Source organism: Proteus columbae, assembly GCF_009914335.1.
Taxonomy (GTDB): domain Bacteria; phylum Pseudomonadota; class Gammaproteobacteria; order Enterobacterales; family Enterobacteriaceae; genus Proteus.
The window spans coordinates 3889615-3914477 of record NZ_CP043925.1 but is presented as its reverse complement, the minus strand read 5'-3'; the positions used below and the strand labels follow the sequence as shown (position 1 = coordinate 3914477).

General features: G+C 40.7%; 20 protein-coding genes and 1 pseudogene. 5 read left to right on the top strand and 16 right to left on the bottom strand.

Features of this window, described 5'->3' with window-relative positions:
* The first annotated feature begins 27 nt into the window (after positions 1-27).
* Complete coding sequence (gene tetR(B) / locus F1325_RS18205; RefSeq protein WP_000088605.1) at positions 28-651, top strand: tetracycline resistance transcriptional repressor TetR(B); 624 nt, start codon at positions 28-30, stop codon at positions 649-651.
* Here tetR(B) and F1325_RS18200 read toward each other — a convergent pair.
* From F1325_RS18200 to F1325_RS18190, 3 genes are read right to left on the bottom strand one after another with little or no spacing between them, the layout of a single operon-like run.
* On the bottom strand, positions 629-1315 hold the full coding sequence (locus F1325_RS18200; protein ID WP_001284954.1) for an ArsR/SmtB family transcription factor: 687 nt from the start codon (positions 1313-1315) through the stop codon (positions 629-631). The genes tetR(B) and F1325_RS18200 overlap by 23 nt on opposite strands.
* A 7-nt stretch (positions 1316-1322) precedes the next feature.
* Positions 1323-1709 (bottom strand): hypothetical protein, encoded by a 387-nt coding sequence (locus F1325_RS18195; protein ID WP_000460651.1) that lies wholly within the window; start codon positions 1707-1709, stop codon positions 1323-1325.
* Complete coding sequence (locus F1325_RS18190; RefSeq protein ID WP_000562370.1) at positions 1702-2022, bottom strand: antibiotic biosynthesis monooxygenase family protein; 321 nt, start codon at positions 2020-2022, stop codon at positions 1702-1704. The genes F1325_RS18195 and F1325_RS18190 overlap by 8 nt, the downstream gene beginning before the upstream one ends.
* 443 nt (positions 2023-2465) lie before the next feature.
* Here F1325_RS18190 and gltS point away from each other — a divergent pair, with 443 nt between their 5' ends.
* Complete coding sequence (gene gltS, locus F1325_RS18185; RefSeq protein WP_000599533.1) at positions 2466-3671, top strand: sodium/glutamate symporter; 1206 nt, start codon at positions 2466-2468, stop codon at positions 3669-3671.
* 230 nt (positions 3672-3901) lie between these two features.
* Positions 3902-4021 (top strand): annotated as a pseudogene (locus F1325_RS18180) (LysR family transcriptional regulator); the annotation flags it as partial.
* Between the two features lie 15 nt (positions 4022-4036).
* Here the strand turns inward: F1325_RS18180 and F1325_RS18175 are convergent.
* Positions 4037-5245 (bottom strand): IS4-like element ISVsa5 family transposase, encoded by a 1209-nt coding sequence (locus tag F1325_RS18175; RefSeq protein ID WP_001339175.1) that lies wholly within the window; start codon positions 5243-5245, stop codon positions 4037-4039.
* Positions 5246-5351: 106 nt separating this feature from the next.
* On the opposite strand from F1325_RS18175, the gene F1325_RS18170 reads away from it, so the two are divergent.
* Positions 5352-5810, top strand: a complete 459-nt coding sequence (locus F1325_RS18170) for a GNAT family N-acetyltransferase (protein ID WP_160230801.1) — start codon at positions 5352-5354, stop codon at positions 5808-5810.
* A gap of 84 nt (positions 5811-5894) precedes the next feature.
* Here the strand turns inward: F1325_RS18170 and F1325_RS18165 are convergent, their stop codons facing one another.
* The 12 genes from F1325_RS18165 to F1325_RS18110 all read right to left on the bottom strand — a co-directional run bounded on the left by F1325_RS18165 (position 5895) and on the right by F1325_RS18110 (position 23666).
* Entirely contained in the window at positions 5895-6446 is a 552-nt protein-coding gene (locus F1325_RS18165) for an Ail/Lom family outer membrane beta-barrel protein (RefSeq protein WP_109373736.1), read from the bottom strand.
* 255 nt (positions 6447-6701) lie between these two features.
* The gene (locus F1325_RS18160) at positions 6702-7190 is read right to left on the bottom strand and encodes a hypothetical protein (RefSeq protein ID WP_244185073.1); all 489 of its coding nucleotides are present in this window, start codon (positions 7188-7190) and stop codon (positions 6702-6704) included.
* Between the two features lie 17 nt (positions 7191-7207).
* On the bottom strand, positions 7208-7891 hold the full coding sequence (locus F1325_RS18155) for a hypothetical protein (protein WP_109373735.1): 684 nt from the start codon (positions 7889-7891) through the stop codon (positions 7208-7210).
* A 26-nt stretch (positions 7892-7917) separates the two neighbouring features.
* On the bottom strand, positions 7918-9474 hold the full coding sequence (locus F1325_RS18150) for a formylglycine-generating enzyme family protein (protein WP_196564282.1): 1557 nt from the start codon (positions 9472-9474) through the stop codon (positions 7918-7920).
* Positions 9464-10699 (bottom strand): ABC transporter permease, encoded by a 1236-nt coding sequence (locus F1325_RS18145; RefSeq protein ID WP_109373734.1) that lies wholly within the window; start codon positions 10697-10699, stop codon positions 9464-9466. Before F1325_RS18145 ends, F1325_RS18150 begins: the two co-directional genes overlap by 11 nt.
* Positions 10680-11372 carry an ABC transporter ATP-binding protein gene (locus tag F1325_RS18140; RefSeq protein ID WP_109373733.1) on the bottom strand — a complete coding sequence of 231 codons (693 nt, stop codon included), beginning with the start codon at positions 11370-11372 and terminating at the stop codon, positions 10680-10682. The genes F1325_RS18145 and F1325_RS18140 overlap by 20 nt, the downstream gene beginning before the upstream one ends.
* Positions 11372-13375: a vWA domain-containing protein gene (locus F1325_RS18135; protein ID WP_160230800.1), complete on the bottom strand. Its 2004-nt coding sequence runs from the start codon at positions 13373-13375 to the stop codon at positions 11372-11374. Before F1325_RS18135 ends, F1325_RS18140 begins: the two co-directional genes overlap by 1 nt.
* 9 nt (positions 13376-13384) lie before the next feature.
* Positions 13385-14401 (bottom strand): hypothetical protein, encoded by a 1017-nt coding sequence (locus F1325_RS18130; RefSeq protein WP_109373731.1) that lies wholly within the window; start codon positions 14399-14401, stop codon positions 13385-13387.
* A gap of 3 nt (positions 14402-14404) precedes the next feature.
* Positions 14405-17113, bottom strand: coding sequence for a putative virulence factor (locus tag F1325_RS18125; RefSeq protein WP_244313537.1), 2709 nt, complete (start codon positions 17111-17113; stop codon positions 14405-14407).
* A gap of 2 nt (positions 17114-17115) precedes the next feature.
* A complete protein-coding gene (locus F1325_RS18120; protein WP_160230798.1) occupies positions 17116-20100 on the bottom strand; it encodes a virulence factor SrfB in 2985 nt (994 codons plus the stop codon).
* A 3-nt stretch (positions 20101-20103) separates the two neighbouring features.
* Positions 20104-21579, bottom strand: coding sequence for an SrfA family protein (locus F1325_RS18115; protein ID WP_160230797.1), 1476 nt, complete (start codon positions 21577-21579; stop codon positions 20104-20106).
* Positions 21580-22160: 581 nt separating this feature from the next.
* A complete protein-coding gene (locus F1325_RS18110) occupies positions 22161-23666 on the bottom strand; it encodes a vWA domain-containing protein (protein WP_160230796.1) in 1506 nt (501 codons plus the stop codon).
* A 411-nt stretch (positions 23667-24077) separates the two neighbouring features.
* Here F1325_RS18110 and F1325_RS18105 point away from each other — a divergent pair, with 411 nt between their 5' ends.
* Positions 24078-24863, top strand: coding sequence for a class I SAM-dependent methyltransferase (locus F1325_RS18105; RefSeq protein WP_160230795.1), 786 nt, complete (start codon positions 24078-24080; stop codon positions 24861-24863).

Here is a 24863-nt window from a genome sequence, read left to right as displayed (position 1 = left end):
AGTGTCAACAAAAATTAGGAATTAATGATGTCTAGATTAGATAAAAGTAAAGTGATTAACAGCGCATTAGAGCTGCTTAATGAGGTCGGAATCGAAGGTTTAACAACCCGTAAACTCGCCCAGAAGCTAGGTGTAGAGCAGCCTACATTGTATTGGCATGTAAAAAATAAGCGGGCTTTGCTCGACGCCTTAGCCATTGAGATGTTAGATAGGCACCATACTCACTTTTGCCCTTTAGAAGGGGAAAGCTGGCAAGATTTTTTACGTAATAACGCTAAAAGTTTTAGATGTGCTTTACTAAGTCATCGCGATGGAGCAAAAGTACATTTAGGTACACGGCCTACAGAAAAACAGTATGAAACTCTCGAAAATCAATTAGCCTTTTTATGCCAACAAGGTTTTTCACTAGAGAATGCATTATATGCACTCAGCGCTGTGGGGCATTTTACTTTAGGTTGCGTATTGGAAGATCAAGAGCATCAAGTCGCTAAAGAAGAAAGGGAAACACCTACTACTGATAGTATGCCGCCATTATTACGACAAGCTATCGAATTATTTGATCACCAAGGTGCAGAGCCAGCCTTCTTATTCGGCCTTGAATTGATCATATGCGGATTAGAAAAACAACTTAAATGTGAAAGTGGGTCTTAAAAGCAGCATAACCTTTTTCCGTGATGGTAACTTCACGGTAACCAAGATGTCGAGTTAACCACCCTTTAGATTCATAAAGCGAAAATAATGCGGCTCCAACGTACCCACCTAAATGGAAACGGCGTTCACTCCAATCTAAACACGCACAACAGATTTTACGTGAATGTTTGGAAGGAACGTCAATTCCCATTTCATGAAAATATTGAATACCACTTAATGTGATCATTGAACCATTTTCAGTGATCCATTGCTGTTGACAAAGGGAATCATAGATCTTAACGGCAACTTCGCCAGCTAAATGATCATAGCAAGTACGTGCTTTTCGTAAATGCACTGGCGTGGAAACTTTGGCATGTACGCCATGGTTTAAGGAGATCCCCATCATACTTTCCATCAATTCAGCAATATCTTTTCCTGCTAGCCGAAAATAACGATGCTTGCCTTGAGCTACTACTGTGATTAGCTGGCAATCTAATAATTTAGATAAATGACTGCTCGCCGTTGAAGCTGATATATTCGCCACAGAACTTAGCTCAGTGGCCGTCCAAGCTCGCCCATCCATCAAAGCACTGAGTATTTTAACTCGTGAAATGTCAGACATAGCCGCCCCTATCGCGGCTATTGAGGACTCAAAGGTAACCTCTTTTCGTATTAAATTAGCCATCGCAAGTTCACTTTATTGCCCAAGGGAGCGTAACAGATGCAGCCATACTATCATTGTCCGTTATTAATATCAGTTGGTTAGCATGGTCACTGTATTGCACTAAAATATTAATGTTATTCTCCGCCAATACTCGTGCTATTTCGCCAAGTTCCCCCGGTTTTTCCTGTTTTAACTTACGAATTAATGGTGTCCGGATCGCAAGTACTAACAGTCCAGCTTGCTCTAGCGCTATTTTAGCTTCCTTTCCTTGTTCAACAAGAAAATGAGCATGGCATTCATCACCAACCGTAAATATCCCTCCCCCTTCCAATCCAATACCTTTATTACCTAATGTTTTTCCTAGTAATGCTAATTGTCCTATTTGATTATCTAAAACAACGTGAACATCAAACATTATCCTTGTCCTTTTTAAATGAATATTCGCGAGTAATATGAGCAATACTAATTTTGTAAAAATCAAATATTGACTCTCGCCCTTCTTGTTGAGCTTTCGCATGTAAAACATGATTTTTCCATTGCAGAACTGCGTATTCGTTTTCCCACCAAGATAGCGATAACATTTTTCCTTCTGTAGCTAGACTTTGAAAACGTTCAATTGAAATAAAACCAGCTACATGACTTAATAGTGGTCTTAACTCCTCAGCTAAAGTCAAATAGCGAGTTTGTTGGTCGGGTTGTATTTGCACCTCAAATATTACAGCAATCATATTTTTCTCCGTTATTAATCAACAAACAGAGTAATCCACCCGAAAATTAACACTTCGATAAGCAACGAAATATAGAAAGGTCATGCTGCTGTTTTATGTTGTATATCACACTTCTTTAAATTGCTCGGCCTGCGCTTATCATGTTCTCCTTCTCTTATAATTTTGTTTATTATTTATACTTTTTTATTTTTTGCTATCACCGAAAATAGTGCGGATCCCGCATGGTATTTAGGTTTACCCATCATTAAATACCATTGTTGTTATTTTAATCTTTTTAATATTTCATGATTAAGATCACACTAAAATTATGACCCTATTAACTAAAAGTTATGGATACCCTAATAAAACTCATTGTTAAAGATTAGTTAACCAAAGTAACTTCATTTTTCACTATTGTTAAATTGTTATAGTGAAAATTCTGGTAAACTAATAGAGGTAAAAAAATGATCCTAGATGCCAGTTATACATTATTAGTCGCATGTATCGCGCTACTCATAGGAATGTTTGTCGTAAAATTTACCCCGTTCCTACAAAAAAACCACATACCAGAAGCCGTCGTTGGTGGCTTTATTGTTGCAATTGTTCTGTTAATTATTGATAAAACATCAGGTTATTCGTTTACTTTTGATGCTTCATTGCAAAGTTTATTAATGCTCACATTCTTTTCCTCTATCGGGCTAAGTTCTGACTTTTCTCGACTGATTAAAGGAGGAAAGCCGTTAGTTCTATTAACTATTGCAGTAACGATCCTAATCGCCATTCAAAATACTGTCGGCATGAGTATGGCTGTCATGATGAATGAAAGTCCATTTATTGGCTTAATTGCAGGTTCAATTACTCTAACAGGTGGTCATGGTAATGCCGGAGCATGGGGCCCTATTCTCGCTGATAAATATGGTGTAACAGGCGCCGTTGAATTAGCGATGGCTTGTGCAACACTTGGATTAGTGTTGGGTGGTTTAGTTGGCGGCCCTGTTGCCCGTCATCTTTTGAAAAAGGTCTCTATTCCTAAAACAACCGAGCAAGAGCGCGACACTATCGTTGAAGCTTTTGAGCAACCAAGCGTCAAAAGAAAAATCAATGCAAATAACGTTATTGAAACCATTTCAATGCTGATTATCTGTATTGTTGTTGGTGGCTATATCAGTGCATTGTTTAAAGATACTTTTCTGCAACTGCCTACTTTTGTCTGGTGTTTATTTGTCGGTATTATTATCCGTAATACACTGACTCATGTATTTAAACACGAAGTGTTTGAGCCGACCGTCGATGTATTAGGTAGCGTTGCTTTATCGCTTTTCTTGGCAATGGCGTTAATGTCATTAAAATTTGGTCAATTGGCAAGCATGGCAGGGCCAGTATTAATTATCATTGCTGTACAAACTGTTGTCATGGTGCTATTTGCCTGCTTTGTCACCTTCAAAATGATGGGCAAAGATTATGATGCTGTCGTGATCAGCGCGGGTCACTGTGGCTTTGGTATGGGAGCAACACCAACAGCAATTGCGAATATGCAAACAGTCACAAAAGCATTTGGACCATCACATAAAGCTTTCCTTGTCGTTCCTATGGTCGGTGCCTTTATTGTTGATATTTCAAACAGTATCTTAATTAAAATATTTATTGAAATTGGTACATACTTTACCTAATAGCTACACACTACTCGGCGTACTTCTCCTAACAATTTATTATAGGGCAGTATGCCGAGCCGCTTTCTTACCCCGTATATTCCCCTAGTCAATCTATTTAGCTTGCACGTTTACGAATTAATTCTCGTGACAACTAAACCAAAATTTGAATTATGACGAGTATATCTGATTATTTATACTTTATTCGTTAGAATAGTCCGTAGAAATAAATAATCAGTAGGCTACATGGAATGAAATTAAGACATCTCGATATCTTTTATGCTGTAATGACTTGTGGTTCCTTAACGCGTGCGGCTGAAGTTTTACATATTTCTCAACCCGCGGCGAGTAAAGCACTCAAACATGCTGAGCACTGAGAGATCCCCTCATAATTTCCCCAAAACGTAACCATGTGTGAATAGATTTTGAGTAAGCAGGGTTGCAGCCACGAGTGAGTCTTCCCTTGTTATTGTGTAGCCAGAATGCCGCAAAACTTCCATGCCTAAGCGAACTGTTGAGAGTACGTTTCGATTTCTGACTGTGTTAGCCTGGAAGTGCTTGTCCCAACCTTGTTTCTGAGCATGAACGCCCGCAAGCCAACATGTTAGTTGAAGCATCAGGGCGATTAGCAGCATGATATCAAAACGCTCTGAGCTGCTCGTTCGGCTATGGCGTAGGCCTAGTCCGTAGGCAGGACTTTTCAAGTCTCGGAAGGTTTCTTCAATCTGCATTCGCTTCGAATAGATATTAACAAGTTGTTTGGGTGTTCGAATTTCAACAGGTAAGTTAGTTGCTAGAACCCATGGCTCCTTTGCCGACGCTGAGTAGATTTTAGGTGACGGGTGGTGACAATGAGTCCGTGTCGAGCGCTGATTTTTTCGGCCTTTAGAGCGAGATTTATACAATAGAATTTGGCATGAGATTGGATTGCTTTTAGTCAGCCTCTTATAGCCTAAAGTCTTTGAGTGACTAGATGACATATCATGTAAGTTGCTGATAGGTTTCCAGTTTTCCGCTCCTAGGTCTGCATATTGTACTTTTCCTCTTACTCGACTTAACCAGTACCAACCCAGCTTCTCAACGGATTTATACCATGGCACTTTAAAGCCAGCATCACTGACAATGAGCGGTGTGGTGTTACTCGGTAGAATGCTCGCAAGGTCGGCTAGAAATTGGTCATGAGCTTTCTTTGAACATTGCTCTGAAAGCGGGAACGCTTTCTCATAAAGAGTAACAGAACGACCGTGTAGTGCGACTGAAGCTCGCAATACCATAAGCCGTTTTTGCTCACGGATATCAGACCAGTCAACAAGTACAATGGGCATCGTATTGCCCGAACAGATAAAGCTAGCATGCCAACGGTATACAGCGAGTCGCTCTTTGTGGAGGTGACGATTACCTAACAATCGGTCGATTCGTTTGATGTTATGTTTTGTTCTCGCTTTGGTTGGCAGGTTACGGCCAAGTTCGGTAAGAGTGAGAGTTTTACAGTCAAGTAAGGCGTGGCAAGCCAACGTTAAGCTGTTGAGTCGTTTTAAGTGTAATTCGGGGCAGAATTGGTAAAGAGAGTCGTGTAAAATATCGAGTTCGCACATTTTGTTGTCTGATTATTGATTTTTGGCGAAACCATTTGATCATATGACAAGATGTGTATCTACCTTAACTTAATGATTTTGATAAAAATCATTAGGGGATTCATCAGTGCGAAGTATCAATTATGCTTCTCTATTTTCGTATGATCACCAAGCCTCTCTGTTACAGATAAGCCACTTTTTAAGTGACATATCTGCGTTATATCCTAATTTTAATTACTGGCTCCAATATAAATTTTATCAGCCATCTTATGAAAATCAGCGAAAAATTATTATTGCCCATAATGGCACTGCGCTCTTAGGTATCGCTTTACTGAAAAAAAGTACCTATGAGAATAAAATTTGCACCCTTTACACTTCACCATTTCATCAAGGGCAAGGGATAGGTAGCCAATTGGTCGATTTATCATTGCAATACTTTGATTCACCAGATGTACTTATTACGGTTGCACAAGAAAAGTTGATAGAATTAGCACCTATTTTAAAATCAAAAGGTTTTGTTTGTACTGCGTCAATTAAAGGAATGTATAGACCAGAAAGTACAGAATTGTTTTTTAATTTAAGATAGAAATTGGAGATTAAAAGTACTTATTTTTTCTAATATAATGATAAAGCAAGCACATACTATAAAATAATATGTGCTTCAATTTAATTAAAAACGATAACCAATATTGGCCACGAAGCCATCTAAAACAATGCGATTATCGGTATCTTTAAATTTAAAACGGCTATTTTCATAACCAAGAGAAATAGAAATCATTTCTGCTGGATTAATGATTAAACCTGCGCCCCAACTAAATGCATTTTTCTTTAATTTTTTTAATTCTGAATTTTCAGATTTAAATTGAATTTGGCTCATACCTGCGGTGCCATAAACACTAATAAAATCATTTAAACGGATTGTCGGGCCAGCCATAACAGAGTAATAACGTGCATGAACATCTTTAAAGAAAGTATTAACAGATTTGTTTAAATCATATTCATTTTGGGCGTAAGTCGTTGTTGCTAAAATACCAAATTGTGAATTAATTTCTTGACGAATAGAGAAAACACCACCATGAATTGGGTTTTGACCTGCCATTTTGACTTGAGCATAACCTGCTGAAAGTGTGGTTTTATCTAATTTAAAATCGTTTTGTGCATAGACAGAAGACGTCGCCAATAAACCAGTAATAAATAAAGTTGATAGTAATTTTGTTTTCATTAGTTATATCCCATAATTTAAATAATAAGAATGCATTATTAAGCGATGGAATTATAATGATGAGTCCATTTTTAATGGAATAAAAAATAACACGTTAGCTTAAATAAGGTTGTTTTATTAAAGAGGTCTGTTAGTTGTTATTAATATTATATAAATAATATTTTGATAATATAAATCACGATGAAAATAAATAAAAAATAAGAATGGAATTAAATAAAAAGGCTCTCTAAATAATAATAGAGAGCCTTTTTAGGCTTATTTAAGACCTAAATCACTTTGTAGGTTAATGACTTGATTTTGTAAGTTCTCTAATTCAAGTTGTTTTTCCATCACTGATTTTGATGGATTGTTTTGTGCCGCTTTCATTTGTTTATCAATTTCATTGATCTGTTTTTGAATATCATTTTGCCCTTTCGTTTTTTGGCGAATTTGATTTAACAGATTATTCATTGATTGGTTTAATGCTTGTTGGCTAGCTTGCTTACTTTTGAGAGAGGCATTGGTTTGTTGCTTTTCTTTCTCAATGGCAGCAAGAACGGCTTTAAACTCTGTATTTAATGCTTTCTCATTAGCGAGAATAGCTTTTTTTTGCTCGACGCGATTGTCGTAAGTCCCTGAATAATTACAGTTAAACTTAGTAATTATACTGACGTCACCCGTTGTTGGATCACAATCAGCGGGATTGGTGACACAACCGCTTAATAGTAAGGTCATGCCAACAAGGGAAAGAGGTAAAAATTTCATTATCATCCTTTTTAACGTTAACTAAGCTTTATTGCTGTCCGTTGAGTATAAAGGCTATCAAGTTCTTCTTGTAAAGAGGTCACTTGCTTCTTCATCCCATCGATTTGTTTATCAAGTTGCGCTGTTTTTAAGCCATCTTGACGACTCTGCGCTGCAATATCTCGCCACTCACCTTCACGTTTTTTCATATCTGCTAAACGAGAACGCAGTGCTGCAATATTGGCATCAATACCTTTCAGTTGTTTCTCTGCAGCTTCTTTATTTAAACGTTGTTGTTTCATTTCTTGCTGAATTTTTGCAATGGCTTTTTTATCATCAGCAATAACCGCTTTCGCTGTGTTAGAGGCACTCTGTAAACGCTGATTTTCATTTCGAATATCAGCAATCATTGAATTGAGCATCTCTTCTTTCGTCGCATAGTTTTGGCGTTTATTGTCTAAATAGGCATTTGCACCAATACCTACCCCGCAGCCAGCGACAGCAGCAATGAGCATACATGCGCCTTTATTGCTGGAGTTTGAGACTAAACAGCCTAATGCACCAATCGCCGCACCACCCGCACAAGCCGTAATGCCTGATTTGCTGAAAAACTCCATATCACTGTTATTTTTCAAACGAGGGTCAGTACCGCTATTACTTTGACATCCTGATAGGGCAAGCACAGCACTAATGCCAAGTACTGCCATAAGTTGTTTGTTCATACCACACCTATTATCCCAAGTCTCTGTTATTGTTTTTTGCACGCTTCAAGCCATTCGTTCCGTGAAACTTTACCGTTAGCCCAATATCCTTGGAGTCCCTGCATATACGTTGAAAGGTACGTATTTAAATTTGATTTTCCTCTGGCTTCCATCAATTGGTGTACAACGTCAATTTGTGGTTTCACCAAAGAGGCATCATAAGTTGTTGCCATATCCACTAATGTGTCTGCGTAATAACTCACGACAAAGTCGAGGGTTTTCTTATGTTCGTTAACTTGCTCTTGGCGTCGTTCGCAAGTGGCATCTTTTGTGCCCGCAGGACAATTTTTTTCATGTAATGCAATTAATCTGTCGTAGAACTCGCCATCATCTTTTAATTTGGTACATAAAAATGCGCCCAATTGCAGTGATGTGCGGATAGCTTGATCTCGTTGCTCATCACGCAGTTGGGCATTTGCGCGTAATGTATTTTTCAATTCAGCTAACTGCTTTTTCAGTGCTTCATCTTGCACCTGGGTTGAGAGCGTATTTAGGCTATTAATCGAGTTATCGCTATTGGTTTTTGATTTATCGTTAGCGGGCTTCTCATTGCCCAGTTGTTGCCACTCTTTTTCGATCTCTTTGATTTTGTCTCTCGATGTCAATGCTGGCGCGACAATCGCTAAACGAAAGCCCGTGTATTTGTTTTTATTTGCACCGGTATTGGTGTAATAAGGCTCTTCTTGACGCCATGAACTGCGCATATCGCTTTCTGGGGTGAGATAACTACCACCACGCACAATAAAGCCACCAGCTTGTCCATGTAAGCGGTCGAGTTTGTTTAATCTAAAGGGTTCAAACATCATTTCAGCGACATTACCGAGCATGTCATGTAAGCCTAGTGGATTAGGCGATAACAAACCGGTTAACTGTAAAGAGCCATTCGCAGATTGACTGCCCGCAGACCAAATATAGTTTTTGGTACCTTCTGGCATCGGGAAGCGCATATCACGAAATTCTGAGGCAGACACTTTTAAGCCACCACGCGCCGCGAATTCCCACTCCGTTTCTGTCGGTAATCTTGCAAAACCTTTTGCGCCATCTTCAACAGGGAGTGCTTCGGGATGTTTGCTTCTTAACCATTGGTTATATTGGTCTGCAAATTGCATTGCTTCATACCAACTGATATTCACTTTTGGTAAACGTAATTTATTTGAAGCAACAGGGCACTCTTTACCGTTAATCACGCTCTGCATGGCGTTATATTGCAGATCGGTAACGGGGTATTTTGCCATAAGGTAGTAACGGCCTTTCTCTTTACCTTTTAATGGAAAGCTACCCGCAATATGTTCTGCTCGTGATTGTTCTAAATAACCCCATTCATCGCCTTCTTGCCCTAATGTCACGCTGTAGTCTTGTAGCGGTTGGCTTAATGGAATAGTGACTTGGCGAAAGACCATTGAACCTTCACAAGGGAAGGGCAAGATCACATCATCAGGCAAAGCTTTTGGGTTAACGAATTTATCGTCCCATTTGGCAGATGCGGTAAAACTGCTAGATAACAGCGCGAATGATAAAGTTAGAAGCGATAAATTAAATTTCACGTAAGCTCTCCGCAGGTTCAATCGAAACGGCACGTAATGCACCAATACTTGCCACCACTAAAGCCACAAGTAAGGCACTGCACATGGCAATCAATAAATCCCAAAATGTTAACTGACAGACAAAGGATTGTTCAGGTAAATGTGTGCCTAATAATGTGGTAAATAAGGTGCTACCGATACCATAAAGCCCAAGGGCTAAAATAAAGGCAACACTCGTTAATAACAGCGCTTGCAACACAATATATAAAGAAACTGCAAATTGACGAAAACCCAATAGGCGTAGTACTGCCATGTCTTTACGTTTGCGATCAATATTGGCAAGGAAGGCGCCAATTAATGAGGCAATACAGCCTAATAGTGATACCCAAGCAATCACGGAAAAAATAACGTTAAGAACGTAGCTGATTGCTTTTACAGAATCTATTTGGCTTTTTTGTGTCATCACATCAATGTGTTGTTGTCTAAACCAATCATCTAGTGGTGCAATGGCATCTAAATTTTTTGCATAAAGGCGAGCTTTAGCAAATTGAGTTCTTGGTTTCGCTTCAGTGCCTTGTGTTATGCCAAAAAGCGGCGTTTGATAACCATCTCGGTAATCTTCCATTGCCACTAAAACATCAAGAGAAACAAAAGCTGCCGCTCTTGGAAATTTGCTATCGCTGATAATGGCGCCAACAGTAAAGGTACGTTTGGCGCGCTCATTAACGCCATTAAGTTTACGGCTGATAAATAAGCGCACACTATCGCCGACATTTGCTTGTAGTTTTTGAGCGGCATTGGCCGAAAGTACTAAGGTGTCTGCATTTTGGGGAATAGCCACATCCTCTAATAACGGATCGTTTTCTGCTGTCGGAATAATTTCCGCATTATCAATAAAATGTTGCCCATCAATCACAATATCGGCTTGTGTGTTTAAGCTACGAGTTAATGGGATAACAAAACGAACCTCTTCTTTGTGTGCAATCTCATTAAACCAACTTTGTGGATAATTACCATTGCCTAACATACGTATTTCAAGGTTACGAGGATCATTTAGCAGTTGGTTGTGAAGCTGCGTCACAATGCCGTTTTTTAGTCCAAATAGCAGTAACAGTGGTGCAATAACAGAGACTAAAGAGAACACAATACAGAGAGCGACTTTGCGATCATAAATTAAGTCTCGCCAAGCGAGTGAACTGAGTAAGCCAAGGCGATTAGGATTGGCGCTATTGTTTGATAAAGACACTACCGCCTCCTTCTAGTTGTGCATGATAGTGGCTGAAGCCAAAACGCTCGACTAAAGACCAATCGTGACTAACAACCAGCGCAGAGATATCGAGTTGTTTTACCATCTCCACAATCAATGCATATAGCGCTTGTGCATTATGGGGATCGAGAGCGGCAGTGGGCTCATCGGCAAGCAATAACGCGGGTTCATGAGCAATGGCACGAATAAAAGCAGCGCGTTGACGTTCACCAATGGAGAGCTGACGAGGAAGGCGATTAAGCAAGGGGCGTAGTTGCAAATGATCAATAGCGTGATCAAGCCAAGAAGAGTGCAGTGTTAATCCCAGCATTTTGCGAGGTAATTGGATATTTTGCATGACGGTTAAAAAGGGAAGTAACCCGCCACTTTGGAGCATAAAACCCAATTTTTCAGCACGTAATGATGAGAGTTGCGCTTGTTCATTACTCAACACCGCTTGCGTGATAATTAAATCATCACCGAGTTGAAAATGGGTTAATTCATCGGGACGTAAAATCAGCCCGAACATTTCCAATAAGGTGCTTTTACCGCAACCGCTTAAGCCAGTTAGCGCGCCGATTTCCCCTTTCTCAAGGGTCAATGAAGGAAGCGCAACACGAAAGCCGTGTTGCGTATCACCACGCGTAATTGCCATGCCTTCAATCTGGATCATTAAGGCAGGTTTTCCAGTGGAACAGGATAAACGTGATCGCGAGGATCGCTTTGTGGTGCAAGGGATATCCAACGATCAACATCTTCGTTATAGCGTTGATAATATTGCAACTTCGTATTGAGTCGGCGGATAAATTTCTCTTGCTCAAGGCCATCCCAGCTTTTCCACGTTTCTTCATCTAAACCAAGCACCTCACTTAAGTAAGGGAGGTTTTCGACGTATTCACCGAGTAAGCCCATTTCGCCTAATTTGGTTGCTGAACCTTGTTTGATTTGGTTTGGATCGTTACCCATTGTGGCGGCAATCGAACGCAAATCCGCAAACATATTGTCTGGAGAGATCAAACCTTCATTAGCAGCATTAACGATTTTTTTCATGACATCGCTTAAATCACTCAACTCACTTTTAGTCAATAAGACCTGTACTTCTGTAGTTGGGATATTTTGCTGCAATAAATCACGGTCGCTTATCCATGCTTTAAACACAGGTGGTGCTTTAGTGCCTTGTTTTTCACCTAAATAGGCTAAACGCATGGCATAGCCTAAATCGTGCGCATCGTTAAGTAAGGTGTTTGTTTCTTTGTCTTTGCTATAAGCAGGATCAGCATTTAGTGCGCTACCCACAGCCGCTTCACCACGATAAGCCGTTTGAATTTGAGTGGTTACAGCGGTTGCTAGGCTATCGACCATCCGACCAAAGTTATTGATATCCCCTGAATTAATTGGGTAGTAAAGCGATTTGTGTAAGAAAGGATTGAGCGTTAGCGCCTCATATTGTGCTTGTGCAGAAGCGTGATTTTTTGCACCTGATGGCGTTTTTAAATGCAGTGTATAAAGAGCAACACCGCGATAAGCGGCTTCTTGGCGAATTTGTTCAGCATCGAGCTTAGTTGATGAAAGAGGATCATCTCCCGTTAATGCGCCTGCATCGGTGATTAAAATAACGTAACGCGCACCAAAGCGTGTCCAATCAACATCATCAAGGGCTTGCATTACACCCGCATAAGCATCTTCATCGAAACGACTGCTTGAGACTTTCGCTTGGCGTAACTCTTTTACTTTATTGAGGAAGTCAGGGCCGTCTTTGACATCATTGGGATTAACAAACATTTTGCTGTCGTATTCCAAAGCAGGTACGGCTTTGATATTAGAGCGAAATGCCACTAAACCAAATTTGACCTTATCCAACATATTGTCTTTTTCGACTTGTGCGTAAACCTTTTGAATCGCTTCTTTGGTTCTATCAATGTAAGGATCCATTGATATTGTTGAGTCGATAACAAACACCACTGCGGCAGAAAAACCTTGCATCATATTGTCAGCATCTTTGCTGTTAGGTGTTGCTGGTTTTGTACTGTTTGCAGTAGCATTCGCATTCTGTGCGTCTTTGCTGTCTTTGGTTTGTGAAGAGACAGAAGCCACATTGAGCACTCGTACTTTATAGCCAGCATCAGTAAAGACTTCATCTGAACCTAATACCGGCAGTAGATAGAAATTACTTTTCTGATCAATCATATAATCGGGCTCTTTTGCTAAAACAGCCGGATTCACTTTTTGGTTTTTGATATCTGCTAAAAAGGGCTTGTACTGTTTTTCAGGGGTTGGGCTTTCAAGTAAGCTTTCAACCGTTTGCTTATCTTTGAAAAACAGCATTGGGTTACGACCCGCAGGGTTAGTAAATGCGAGAGTTAACTGCATTTTCCACTCTGATGTACAACTTGCATTCATCCAACCGCTAATATGACCTAAGCTATCAGGGCCAACTTGTAGCCACTCATTGGCGCCTTGTTTTTGACGCTGATAAACATAAAAACGGCTGAATGCAGGTTGCTCTTTTCCTGTTGCGCCAATCTTGTCAGCAACTTGGCAACCTGGATAAGTTAATACACGTTGATAGAGGGTCTTTTTACCCTCTTGTAATAGCGGCTTTTTCTCTTCAGCACTTGCTGGTGCTGTTAGAATTAAACCGCTGAGAATAAGAGTAAGCCAATGCGCCTTTTTCATGCGACTTTCCTATTTTTTCAAAGCTTCAAGACGCGCTTTTGCGTCACTGTTTTGTGAGTCATGATTTAGAACCGCTTCGTACCAATAAATGGCCGTTTCTTTGTCTGCACTAAAGCAACCTTGTGCTGATGCGGTTTCTGGATCGTATTCACGAGCGTAATTCAGTGCGATATCAACATCACCTGATTGTGCTTTGTAAGCATATAAACGTTGAGCAACATCACATTGATTGTTCTGTTTTGCTTGTTCAATCGTTGCAAGGATAGTTTTGCTATCTGGTTGGCTCTGTATGCAGCTTTGTACAAAGGCTAATGCAGTACCAGATTTCATATTTTCAACACTACACACACTTGGGGTTGTGGGTTCTGGTGTCGGCTGTGGCGCAGGCTCGCCAGCAGGATTACCTCTTAGTAAGAAGAACCATGTTAAGACACCTGCTAAAATTAAAATCAAGATAATGGCTAAAATTAAGCCAATTTTTGATTTTTTCGGCGCGGGTGGTATTGGGCGCTGTGGCGGTTCATCTACTTTGATTTCAGGGATAATTGGCTCTGGTTCCTCAGAGCCAATTTTGATAGGTTCTGGCTCTGGCTCCTGTAGCGCTTCTTCAACAATAGGAGCAGGTGGAACAGGCTGATTATCTAATGTTGCTGTTGATTTTAATGCTTCACTTTGACCTTGCGCTTGCGAGGCTAATACGCCATCACGAATACGTAATCGCCCGATATCTTGTGTTTCATTATCGTCTTTCAACGTAAATTGATACGCCATTTGTAAGTTGCTAACGAGGGGATCAACCAACGTTTTATCAAGAACGATTTGATAACCGTCATCAGCATCTTCAAGTGAAAGCTGGTGGAAAAAGGCATTGCCTACCCATTCCCCTTTATCATTTAAGAAATAGCGATCTTGGTTACGCTGAATGCTTAAATAAACAGGGGAAGCGTCACCTTCCCAATTACGAATACTTAATACCGCAAAGCCGGGACGAGCAGGTTGTACGGGTTTTAATTCTGGATTAAACACGAATTATGACTCCACGACGGATGATTTCATAGTTTGAATTATTTGGCCTAATAGTGCGTTTTGTTCAGCACTGATCTCTCTTCCCGCAGAATGCCCCGCATTCTCAGTAATAATCGCTGATAAAGCGATAAGCCAATCAATTACAAATAAAAGGGTGTAGTTAACAGGGTTGGTAGGTAAGCGAACTAAGCGCTCATCATCACCCCATTGCACGCTAGTGTTATCGGGTTTTTCAAAGATTTTATGACCGACATTGATTTTGCTATCTGGCTTCTCAACACCGTTATCTTTGAAATTAAACCAAGTAATAAAATCACCCAGTACATTATAAACACGGGATGACTGCTGTTCGGCTAAGTCATCACGACGGGCAATGGCTTCTGTCCCTGCAAGGGTTTTCAACATGCGTTGTTCAACACCTAGGCGATTAATAGCCGTGATAAGCTCATCAACTAGCAACACCATAATTTCTTGGTCAATGCCTAAATAGGTTAACAAGGTACTGTTATCAGGCAGGCTACGCAGATGATTTATCCATAATGCCATCACTTTTTTAGGATAGGTAACCTCATTGCCGTGACCTTTAGGGGCTTCATCTTCTTCAGGCTCTAGAGAAATCGGGGCATCGCTAAAGAGATCAAAAGTCGGTTGCTCTATAGCTGCAAAGGCAGAAACTGGCGCTTGAGTCGCTTTTTTGTTATCTGAAAGCGTATCGATAACCTCTTTTTCCTGCATATACAGATCGTAGAGTGATTTGCGAGAAGGCAGCAGGTAATCCAGTAAAGCACCTTGCAAATAAGGGCGACTTTGCATAAAGCGTAAAATAGTGGCTGCATTACGGCGTTTGACTTGGAGCTCTTCTTCACCACCTGATTGATACCATTTTTCAAGATGATGACCGATTAAATCACGTTGAATTTCTTGCAATTGCTCACTAATACGTTCAAGTTTCAGTGATTTTAACGCAACGGTTTCAAGGTAGTCGGCAAGGCGTTGCATGCCGCCATCGTTAAGCGACAACATAGCATCCCATGCTTGGTCTGGCTCACGAATATAGCGTTGGACAGTTTCGTCTTCAGCAAAGGTTTTTTTCATCAGATGTAACTGTGAAACACTGTCCTCGTTTAAGACAGTCTCTTTGCCATTACTGATTTGAATAAATGGGGTAGGTACACCCGGTTTACGCACTAAGAAGGTGTTATTGAAGGCTTCACCATTGATCCAATCTGATGACATCCATTCATATTGACCAAAGCGCTCTAACATGGCCATTTTGATCATGCCACCTTTACCCCATGATTGGCGTAATAACGCTTCATTCAGGGTTAAAGAGTTGGTAATACGCATATCAAACATGGTCATTGCCCAAATTAAACCAGAAGGGCGTTTAGCGCGGGTTTGTGCATCTTTACCTTGCGTGTTATTGATCCACTCTGTGAGAACTGCACCGACTTCTTTTACGTCTGATTGCTTGTTTGATGCGGTACATACCACCAGCACATTCATCTCTTGGTTATCGGTATAACGTTCAAACAGATAGGCAACTTTGCCCCGTAAGATAAGCTGAGCGAGTGGGTTAGCGCTGTCATCGTTAACCTGACGACGTACATCCGCCATGGTTTCAACACCTAAGCGACCGCGATAGCCTGGAAAATCGAGTAGTTCAACGTGTTCAAATAGAGCCTTACTCGGTGCATCTAATAATGGGACGACTAATTCAACCGTCAGTGCAGTTAATTCGGCTAATGACAATGTGACAGGGGCATCAATACGATCACCATGAACAGGACAAATACTGATCTGGCTATCATTGGCAGTATTGAGACGCTCTAACATATCCACATTCATAATACTGTCTGCTTGTACTAATACGCCATCTTGCTCTTTGACTAAAGAAGAGAGCGGAGCCAAAACAAGAGATGCATTACCTAAAGAAGCAAGTGTGGTGCTAAAACGTTGATAAGCAGATGTCAGCTCTGCAATATCGCCCCATAACACAGAAAAGAGTTTAGCGCGTTGCGCAATGCTGAGATAAGGCGCTAATTCGATCGCTTTAGGCCAATAGGTTGTCGCCAGTTTTTTCTGGCTTTTTTCCGCATGGCGTTGCAGATAATCCCATAATGAAACAACATCATCATGAGTAATACCAGCAACAGGTGTCGCACTGCATTGTGTGCTTAATGATTTGATTAAACGAGAAATTTTCTCATCATCTAATTCAAATTCAATTTTTTCCTGATTAAAGTCATACAGATAAGCATTGGCGAGAATTTTAACAATCTCAATTTCGCTGAAAAGATGTAGCTCGACAGGAAACTCTTGAGTACCTTTTGTAGCATTGCGACTAAAGCGAGTCACTAAGCCTGTGGCTTCTTTACCGCCACCTGGTGGGTTGATGTGGTCGATAAAATCAAGGGTTTTACCTGACATGCTCGTTCTTAATCGGCCTTCTTGTCCTGCGGCAAGTGCTGAAATCAGGTACGATTTTCCTGCCTGAGACAGACCAAAAAAGCCCACAGACATTGGTCGTTGTGTCGCTAAACTGAGATTTTTCGCCATATTACGGCTACGGCGCAGACGATAGATAAGGCTATCGGCTTCGGTATTTAAACGAGGTGCATTACCTCTTACGGCCGTTACCCAATCAATGGCTTTACCTGCGCCTTGATAAATGGCATCCCATTTGGCTGTTAACTGTTTTTCATCCATCATATTCATTTACCTAATACACTCCCGCTATCCAGCCAATAGGATGTTTCACCAATACCACTATCTGCTAACGTATTGAGTTTGAAGCTTAAACCGTTCTTATTAACGCCACCTTTGCCATTAATAAGCTCCATCTCTTCAATACGTAATTTTTCAGATTTATTGTCATCATTATGGCCGGAGGCACCTCTTTCTTCTCCCAACTTGATATGCAATACGCTGTCTTCTTGGCTAAGTTGCTGTGCCAATTTCGGATTTTTAATGCGTAAGGTATAAAGTGGAGACGCAGGCCAACGGGCATTATCCAATTGACGGAAACCTAAGCGTATTCCGCCTCTGACTTCAAAATAGGTATCAGGATCAGGCTCAAATTTATCCTGAATATCACGATAGTAAACGTCATTATCGGAAATAGTGTTGTTGTTATCCAACATCCCTAAATAACGTACTGTTGAGTAAGTTTTAAAGTTACCTGTCGAGAAGTAGAAGTTGAGTAAACGTGCATTTTCAGCCATTAAACACAACATTGCACCGACTGCCGCTGTTGATTTTGGATCGTCAATACGGCCTTTTTTGTTGAATGGATACCAACCCCCTGTTTTGTAGCCGTGTAATGGCAGAATACGAGAAGGCGGTACAGGCTGTAATACTTTTAATAGCGCTTGAATTCCCGGTAAACGAGAAGGGCGACCTGTCAGCAGTAAAACATCACAGGAGTAGTAATAAAGTACTTCACACAGTGCTTTTAAACTACGTGTGATATTAATACGTTCACCTGAAATAAATTCAGCGTGCAATTGCGCAAAGTTAATTTGTACAGGCACATTTAAAATGGAGAAACTTTCTCCACCACCGAGCTCTTTATTGGTTGCGTCATCAATATAACGACGTACATGTTCTGTCGGTAGAACGTTAAGTAATTCACCAAAAGTACTGTTAATGCCTTCATGAGGAACTAAGGGATCGTAGTTTTCGTATTGGCTTAAAATCTTTAACCCAATCGGATTAAAGATTTGTAGGGTAAGCTGTTGGCGTAACACTTGTTGCCCTGCATCTAAACCTTCACTGCCAAAAAGAGAAGACATCAGAGCATCAGCATCAGAAATACCCGCATCCGTTAATGCTGTGCGTAATGCAGGCAACACACAAATTTGGATGATATCTAATAAAATATCATCACCTGCAATTTTGAATCCTTCACGGAATAACTGTGTTGGAATAATTTTGACGTTGCTACCTGTACCCGTATCCAATTTATAGCGTGTGATAACGAGATCGGTTGTTCCGCCACCAATATCAATTGAAGCAATCTTTAATGTACTATCACCCGTTAATGCGCGGTTATCTTCACGCACTTGGCTGGCAAAAAAGGCTTCAGTACGCTCACCAAATTTAATTTGTGTTTCGTTGTAGAGATAAACTAACTGACCACAAGTGGCTTCATCCCATTTCACATGGATGTTTGGCATCGGTATACGACATTGTTCGTCTTTACCGTCAAAACGCAGTTTTTCGTCAGTCGGGTCCCAATTCATGGCTTTCCAAATTAGCCCTAATGCGTTTTCCATGCACGTCTCAAAAATAGCGCGCTCTGGTTTTGGCATCGCAGGTGGAATAGTCAAAATGATATTGCGCAATTGACGAGGCGCACTTGCGTGACTCATTTTAAGGCGTTGAGCTGGGCTGTTCATTTGTGTTAATGCCTGCGCCAACACTTCGGTTAACATCATGGTCATTAATGAACTGCGAGTATAGTTTGGCGTAAATACTGGCATGCGATCATCAGGCTCTAAACGGAATAACGGTTCACCGTGATCGTTTAGAAGATAAGTCATCGGCACAGCAGTCGCCAGTGGCTCTCTGTCTGTTTGACCAAAAGAGCGACTAAAGCGCCAACCCGGCGAATAAGGCGAATCATCCCATAAATAGCGTTTAGGGCTTGAAATACCTGTTGAACCTTCAGTACCTAAGCGTTGCGCTGCCATGCGATTGGCTTCTGGGCCAACGCGACCAATGGTGGGCCACATAAAGGCATTATTACGACCACTATTAACTGAAAAATCTTGTTTACCAAATTCAGCTTGCGCAAACTCAACACGGCTTTCAAAGGGCTCATTATAGATTTGATAAGGGTGGCTTAAATCACGCAGTGTCATTTCATAGAGTTGCGTCAACCCTTTGTTATCATTGATATGATCTTCAATTAATATCCCACAAGTACGTGAGTTACCTACATCAAGAATAAGATCAACTTCAATTGCGGGCTCTTGCGGTTTGGTTTCGTTAATTTTGATTTCAGGTAAGCGGAGTTTCTCACCTAATATATTGAGTAAATTGAGATAATGAGCCTGATGTTGAAACTCTTTGAGCGCCTCTTCGAGTTCATCATGGTACATTTTGGTTACAGCCAGCGCTCTTTCGCTAAAGACTTCCTTTAACCAACCATCAATCCATGGTGTTTCAAGGAAGTTCTCAACTTCATAGCCTAAATAGGCCAGAGCAAAAGCAACACCAGAGCGGACATCTTCTTCGTTTGGTGCAAGATAAGCGGTATTGGCGCGATTAGGCTCAATACGGGTATCAAATGCCACAACAACACGGTGTGTATGTCCATCTTCATCGGGCTCTGGCAGTTGATGGAACATCATTCTTACCCAGTTATCAGGGCCTTGAGAGAATGCGCGTGGCGGATTAAAACGGAAAAATGGCACTGGCAACCATGTGTCATTTAATAGCGTTAATGACTCATCAAGGGAGAAACTAAATTCAGCTTCTCTCGGTGTTTGAGGCTGATTTTTAGGTGCAGGATAAAGATAGTTATCATCTCGTTCATTATAGATGAGTCGCATTAACGGGCCGTTTTCGCCTTTTTTAACAAACTCACCGTACTCTTTGCGCTGTGGTAGCTTAAAACCGAAATCCAGAAACTGAATATTACTGTCTCGGATAAGGGTAATTTTATCTTTATAATCGGTCAGTGGCGCTAACATGAATTAGTTATTCTCCCGCTTCATTGATAATGGGAATGGCTGACTGTTCTCATATTTTCCTTGGCAATCAGCAATATTTTGGCTTCCTGGCTGGCAAATAATGTTTGGCATCAAATAGTTTGAGCCATCACTACACAGAGCCTGACCTTGGTTATTAATATTTAATCCGCCTTGATTAACGGCTGCGTTGACAGGTGCTTTGCAGGTCACGCCATCACTGCGAGTCATTACGACTTGTCCTTTGCCATTATCGAGTTGGTAATTTAGGCTCAGTGGCTTACCTGTTTTTTGATCTTGAATTCCCGCCCCTGCTTTCCATTGACCATTTAGGAATTGGGTTGAGCCATTCGCTAATGCATTCGCAGGAATGGTCAGAGGTGTTGTGTTATCAACTGTCGTAGGCGGTGTAACATCGGGTGGAGCATTGGGATCAACAGGAGGGTTAGGCGTGTTGCTCTCATTCCCTGTATTTGGGTTGTTATCTGTTTTCGGTTGCTCATTTTGTGCCGCAGGATCAACGGGTGGTACATTCGGTTGTTGCGCATCTTCTGGCAATGTTCCTTCAGGTAAGGCACCTTGGTTATTGTCTATTTGAGGATCAACCACAGGTAAACCCGTATTAGGATCAACCACTGCACCGTTACCGTCAGTGCCATTAATCACATTTCCATTAGCATCTACAGTGCCTAATGTTCCAGTGTGAACAGTGCCTGTTGGCACACCGACGCTGTGACCGTTAGTTACCACTGTGGGGACTTTCGGTTTTTCAAGCGTAGGATCTGACAATTTAGGCGCTTCAATATCTGGCGTTTTAATATCGACCGTAGGTAATGCTGGCGTTGAAAAACAGCCTCTTAAGAAGAAAATAGCGAGTAGAAGTAATAATAAAGGTAACAGCCACCATAAGAAACGCCACCAAGGACGCTTAGTGTCAGTAATGATAACATTTTCTTGTGCTGGTGGAACCGCTGTTGATGTTGGTGCGATTGGCGCAACCGCTGGCTTTAAGCAAGCAACAGGGTCAACTCTAAGTTGCTGATTGGCGCTGACAAACCCCCAAAAGGTAATAATCGGTTGTCCATCAACAATAAAAATATGGTTTTCGTCAGGAAATTGGATAGTTTTACTGAGCAGGGCGCCAAAAAGCTGGCTTTCTTTATTTCCAGCTCTTTGCTGCTCTTGTTCACTAAAGGCGATTAAATCATCTTGATTCTTTTTCAGTAGAGCATAAGCGGCAGTGCGCTCTTCTTCTGAAGCCGCAGACCAAGGAATAACAGAGCCGTCAATCGGTGAATACCAGTCAATACGCTCGCCTGTTTCATTTGGCTGAGGAATAGCAAGACATTGAGAAATATGTGCCTTTCCTCTTAAACGTAGAGTTTCACGTAGCTGCAGTGCCGAGATATAAACAGCCTGTCCATTTTCTCCCATAGGGAGGTAATTTTCTAATTTACCACTTCGTAAGAATGCTTTATTCACGACGATCATTCCGCTAGGCAAGATTATCTATGGGTAAGTTGGCTTATCCGTAAATAGGCTTTAAGGCTAAAAATAAAGATATAAAATTGATATACATTTTATATTATCAGAAATTGGGTGTCTATCTAGCGGATTATTTAGGGTTAATTAACTGATTATTATTAAAGGCTTTTTTATTTTTCTTGAGTGAAAGAGGGAATATTAAGATAACGATTATGATAATTAAATAATGATGTTACAGGTTGCGCTATATTTTCTTAAATATATGGATTAAATCACCGAGATATTGAGTTTTACATTAAAAAATAATGAAATAGAAGAAAAAAAAGACAAAATATAAAAGAATAAACTATTAATGATCATCTAACTGTTGTGATAATAATCACAAAATAGGTTTATTCTGAATAATGAGGAAATAAAAAAAGGAAAAAAATACCTAATTAAGGAATGCTCTTAAATAGATAAGATATAGAGCTTGTGAACTTCAATATAATAATAAAATACACGTAATACGTGAAAAAATTCACCCTCAATGTGAAACCAAAGAGGGTGAGTTAAATATTAGAAACAGTAATCAATCATTATTTACAGTTCTTTGGAATATAATCTTCAATCGCTTTTCGAGTCATTAAACTGACTTCATTCGCATTACGCGCCGTGAAGACTTTACCGCCAGTGGCATTTGCCACACAGTTACCTGCACCAGTACCTAAAATATCCACCACATTAATGACGGCGCGAGGGTGAGCGCGTTTTAAGGTTCTGGCTGCGGCACAAGGGTCTTGATCGCAAGACTCTAAACCGTCTGATAACAACACAATAATGGTGTCACGATTATTGCCTTTAATTAAATTACCTGCACGTTTGATAGACTCGGCTAATGGTGTGCCACTATCGGGCTCAATACGTTTAATGTAACTGAGTAATTTTGATCTCTCATTACCACCATAAGCAGGGCTTGATTTCACAACACCACAGTCAGATGCCACAACGGTGGTAATTTTCATATCTGACGGAATGTTATTAATGATTTTTATTGCTGCGTTTCTTGCGGTTGTGATCCGTCGAGGTTCGGCATCATAACCTGGGAAAAGTTGTCCAGTTGAAGCGATATAGTCTAAATCACTCTCCGTTAAATTCATGCTCAGCGCCATAGAACCAGAGGCATCAAAGATAAGGATCACTTGAGGTGCAAGTTCCGCTGGGCGATCTGCGGGGCACATTTGTTTAATTTTACTGGCTAAGCGATTTTCACAGGTTGTATTTGCGGCTTTCTCGGTCACACCCGCTTTTTTCAATTCATCTTGTACACAAGCTTCTAATGGAGTGAGTTTTTTCACTGGCACAGGCTTGGGCACTGGTGCTGGTTCTGGTACAGGCTCAGGAATAGGCTCTGGTATAGGTTCTGGAACGGGTTCAGGGATTGGCTCTGGCTCAGGAACAGGCTCTGGTTTTGGCGGTATGACAGCGGCAGGTTTCTCTTCAACCACAGGAGGAACCGCTTTCGGATCAAAACAGCCTTTTAACCAAGACGCCAATAAAATTAAAAATAGCAAGAATAAGAAGAGTAATAGCCAACGTAGCCAGCGATTGCGTGTTTTGGCGGGTACATCAGCAAGCGCGGCACCCGCAGCCGCCGCACTTGCGCCTGCGGTGACTTGTGCAATAGGTGGCGGCAATGGTGTTGTGCGTGGCCACCATGTAATAACGGGTTGCCCATTAATAATATAGACACTTTCGCTATCAGGTAGCGTCGATGCTGTATCTAAAAGATGGCGCTCTTCATCCGTAATTCTATTTTGCGATGCTAATAGCGCCGCTTGCGTTTTAATATCGTTAAGGCGTTCATCTAAAATACGTCTTATTTCTTGCTGTTCTTGCCCTTGTAGCGACGTTAAGGCGACAGGATTACCAGAAACAGGCGAATACCACTCAATCACGTCATCCGACTTTTTCTCTGGCGTCGCAAATAGAGAACGATACTTAGTCGGAAAGTGTTGAGTTAGCAATTGAAGTAATTGCTGTTGGTGCGTTAAGGCAAAATCGGCACGGGTAATATCAGCCGTTAATCGTGAGATTCGATTCATATTTTAGAGAGCCTTATGTGACGGCTATATGTGGTTAAAGAAAGCAATTTAAGATAACAATATTATTGACTATAACGGTTTTATAAAAAAGGTGAAATTAAAGCGCTCACTTTTTTAATATCAGACAAAATTAAATTTCATTTCTAAATCCGCTCAATTTATTTCTCTATTTTAACAGGGGAAATAATTCATTTGCTTATTTATCTTCACTCCCATTAGGATGCGCGTTTATGTTAAAGATAAAGATCGCAAATTGGCCGATCTCTCTTATTGAGTACTGGCGAATATTGATATAGCACATAGAGCATCAAGGCGTTACAAGGTATGTTACCTACACTAAAAAATAGCCAAATCATTCGCTTTTAGGGGAATTTATTCCTCTTTTTACGTTGATATAACAGCAGGTTTCTGATGACAAATAAAATAAATAATAACCAATTACTTAATGATGTAACTCGCTACTGGAATATCAGAGCTGAAAGTTATAGTGAGTCTAATCAACAGGAATTGCTGAGCGAGAAACAACAGAAATGGCGTCATCTGTTATTGGGGCATATCAAAGAAGGTGGAACCTTAAAAGTGCTTGATATTGGTACGGGTCCGGGTTTTTTTGCCATTTTATTAGCGTTATCAGGTCATGATGTCACGGCAATTGATGCAACTGAGGGCATGTTGCTGGAAGCCAAACAAAATGCGCAAACGCATCAGGCAAATATTCAATTTATTCGCGGTGATGTACACCAACTGCCTTTTGCCAGTGAACAATTCGATTTAGTGGTTAGTCGCAACGTGACATGGAATTTAAAAGCGCCTCAAAAAGCGTATTCGGAGTGGTTTCGTGTATTAAAACCAGGCGGTAGTTTGATTAATTTTGATGCTAATTGGTATTTACATCTTTTTGATGAAAATTACTGGCAAGGTTTTGTGGCAGATAGAGAGCGTTCAATTGAAAAGCAAGTTGAAGATCACTACGTCAATACAGATACCAAAGAGATGGAACGAATTGCCCGCCAATTACCATTAAGTCAAATTAAACGCCCACAATGGGATATTAATACCCTGTTAGAAGTCGGTTTTAGTCGATATATGATAGATACTCGCATTGGTGATTTTGTGTGGAACGAAGAAGAAAAGATTAATTATGGCTCCACACCGATGTTTATGATCCACGCACAAAAACAAAGAATAGATAATTAA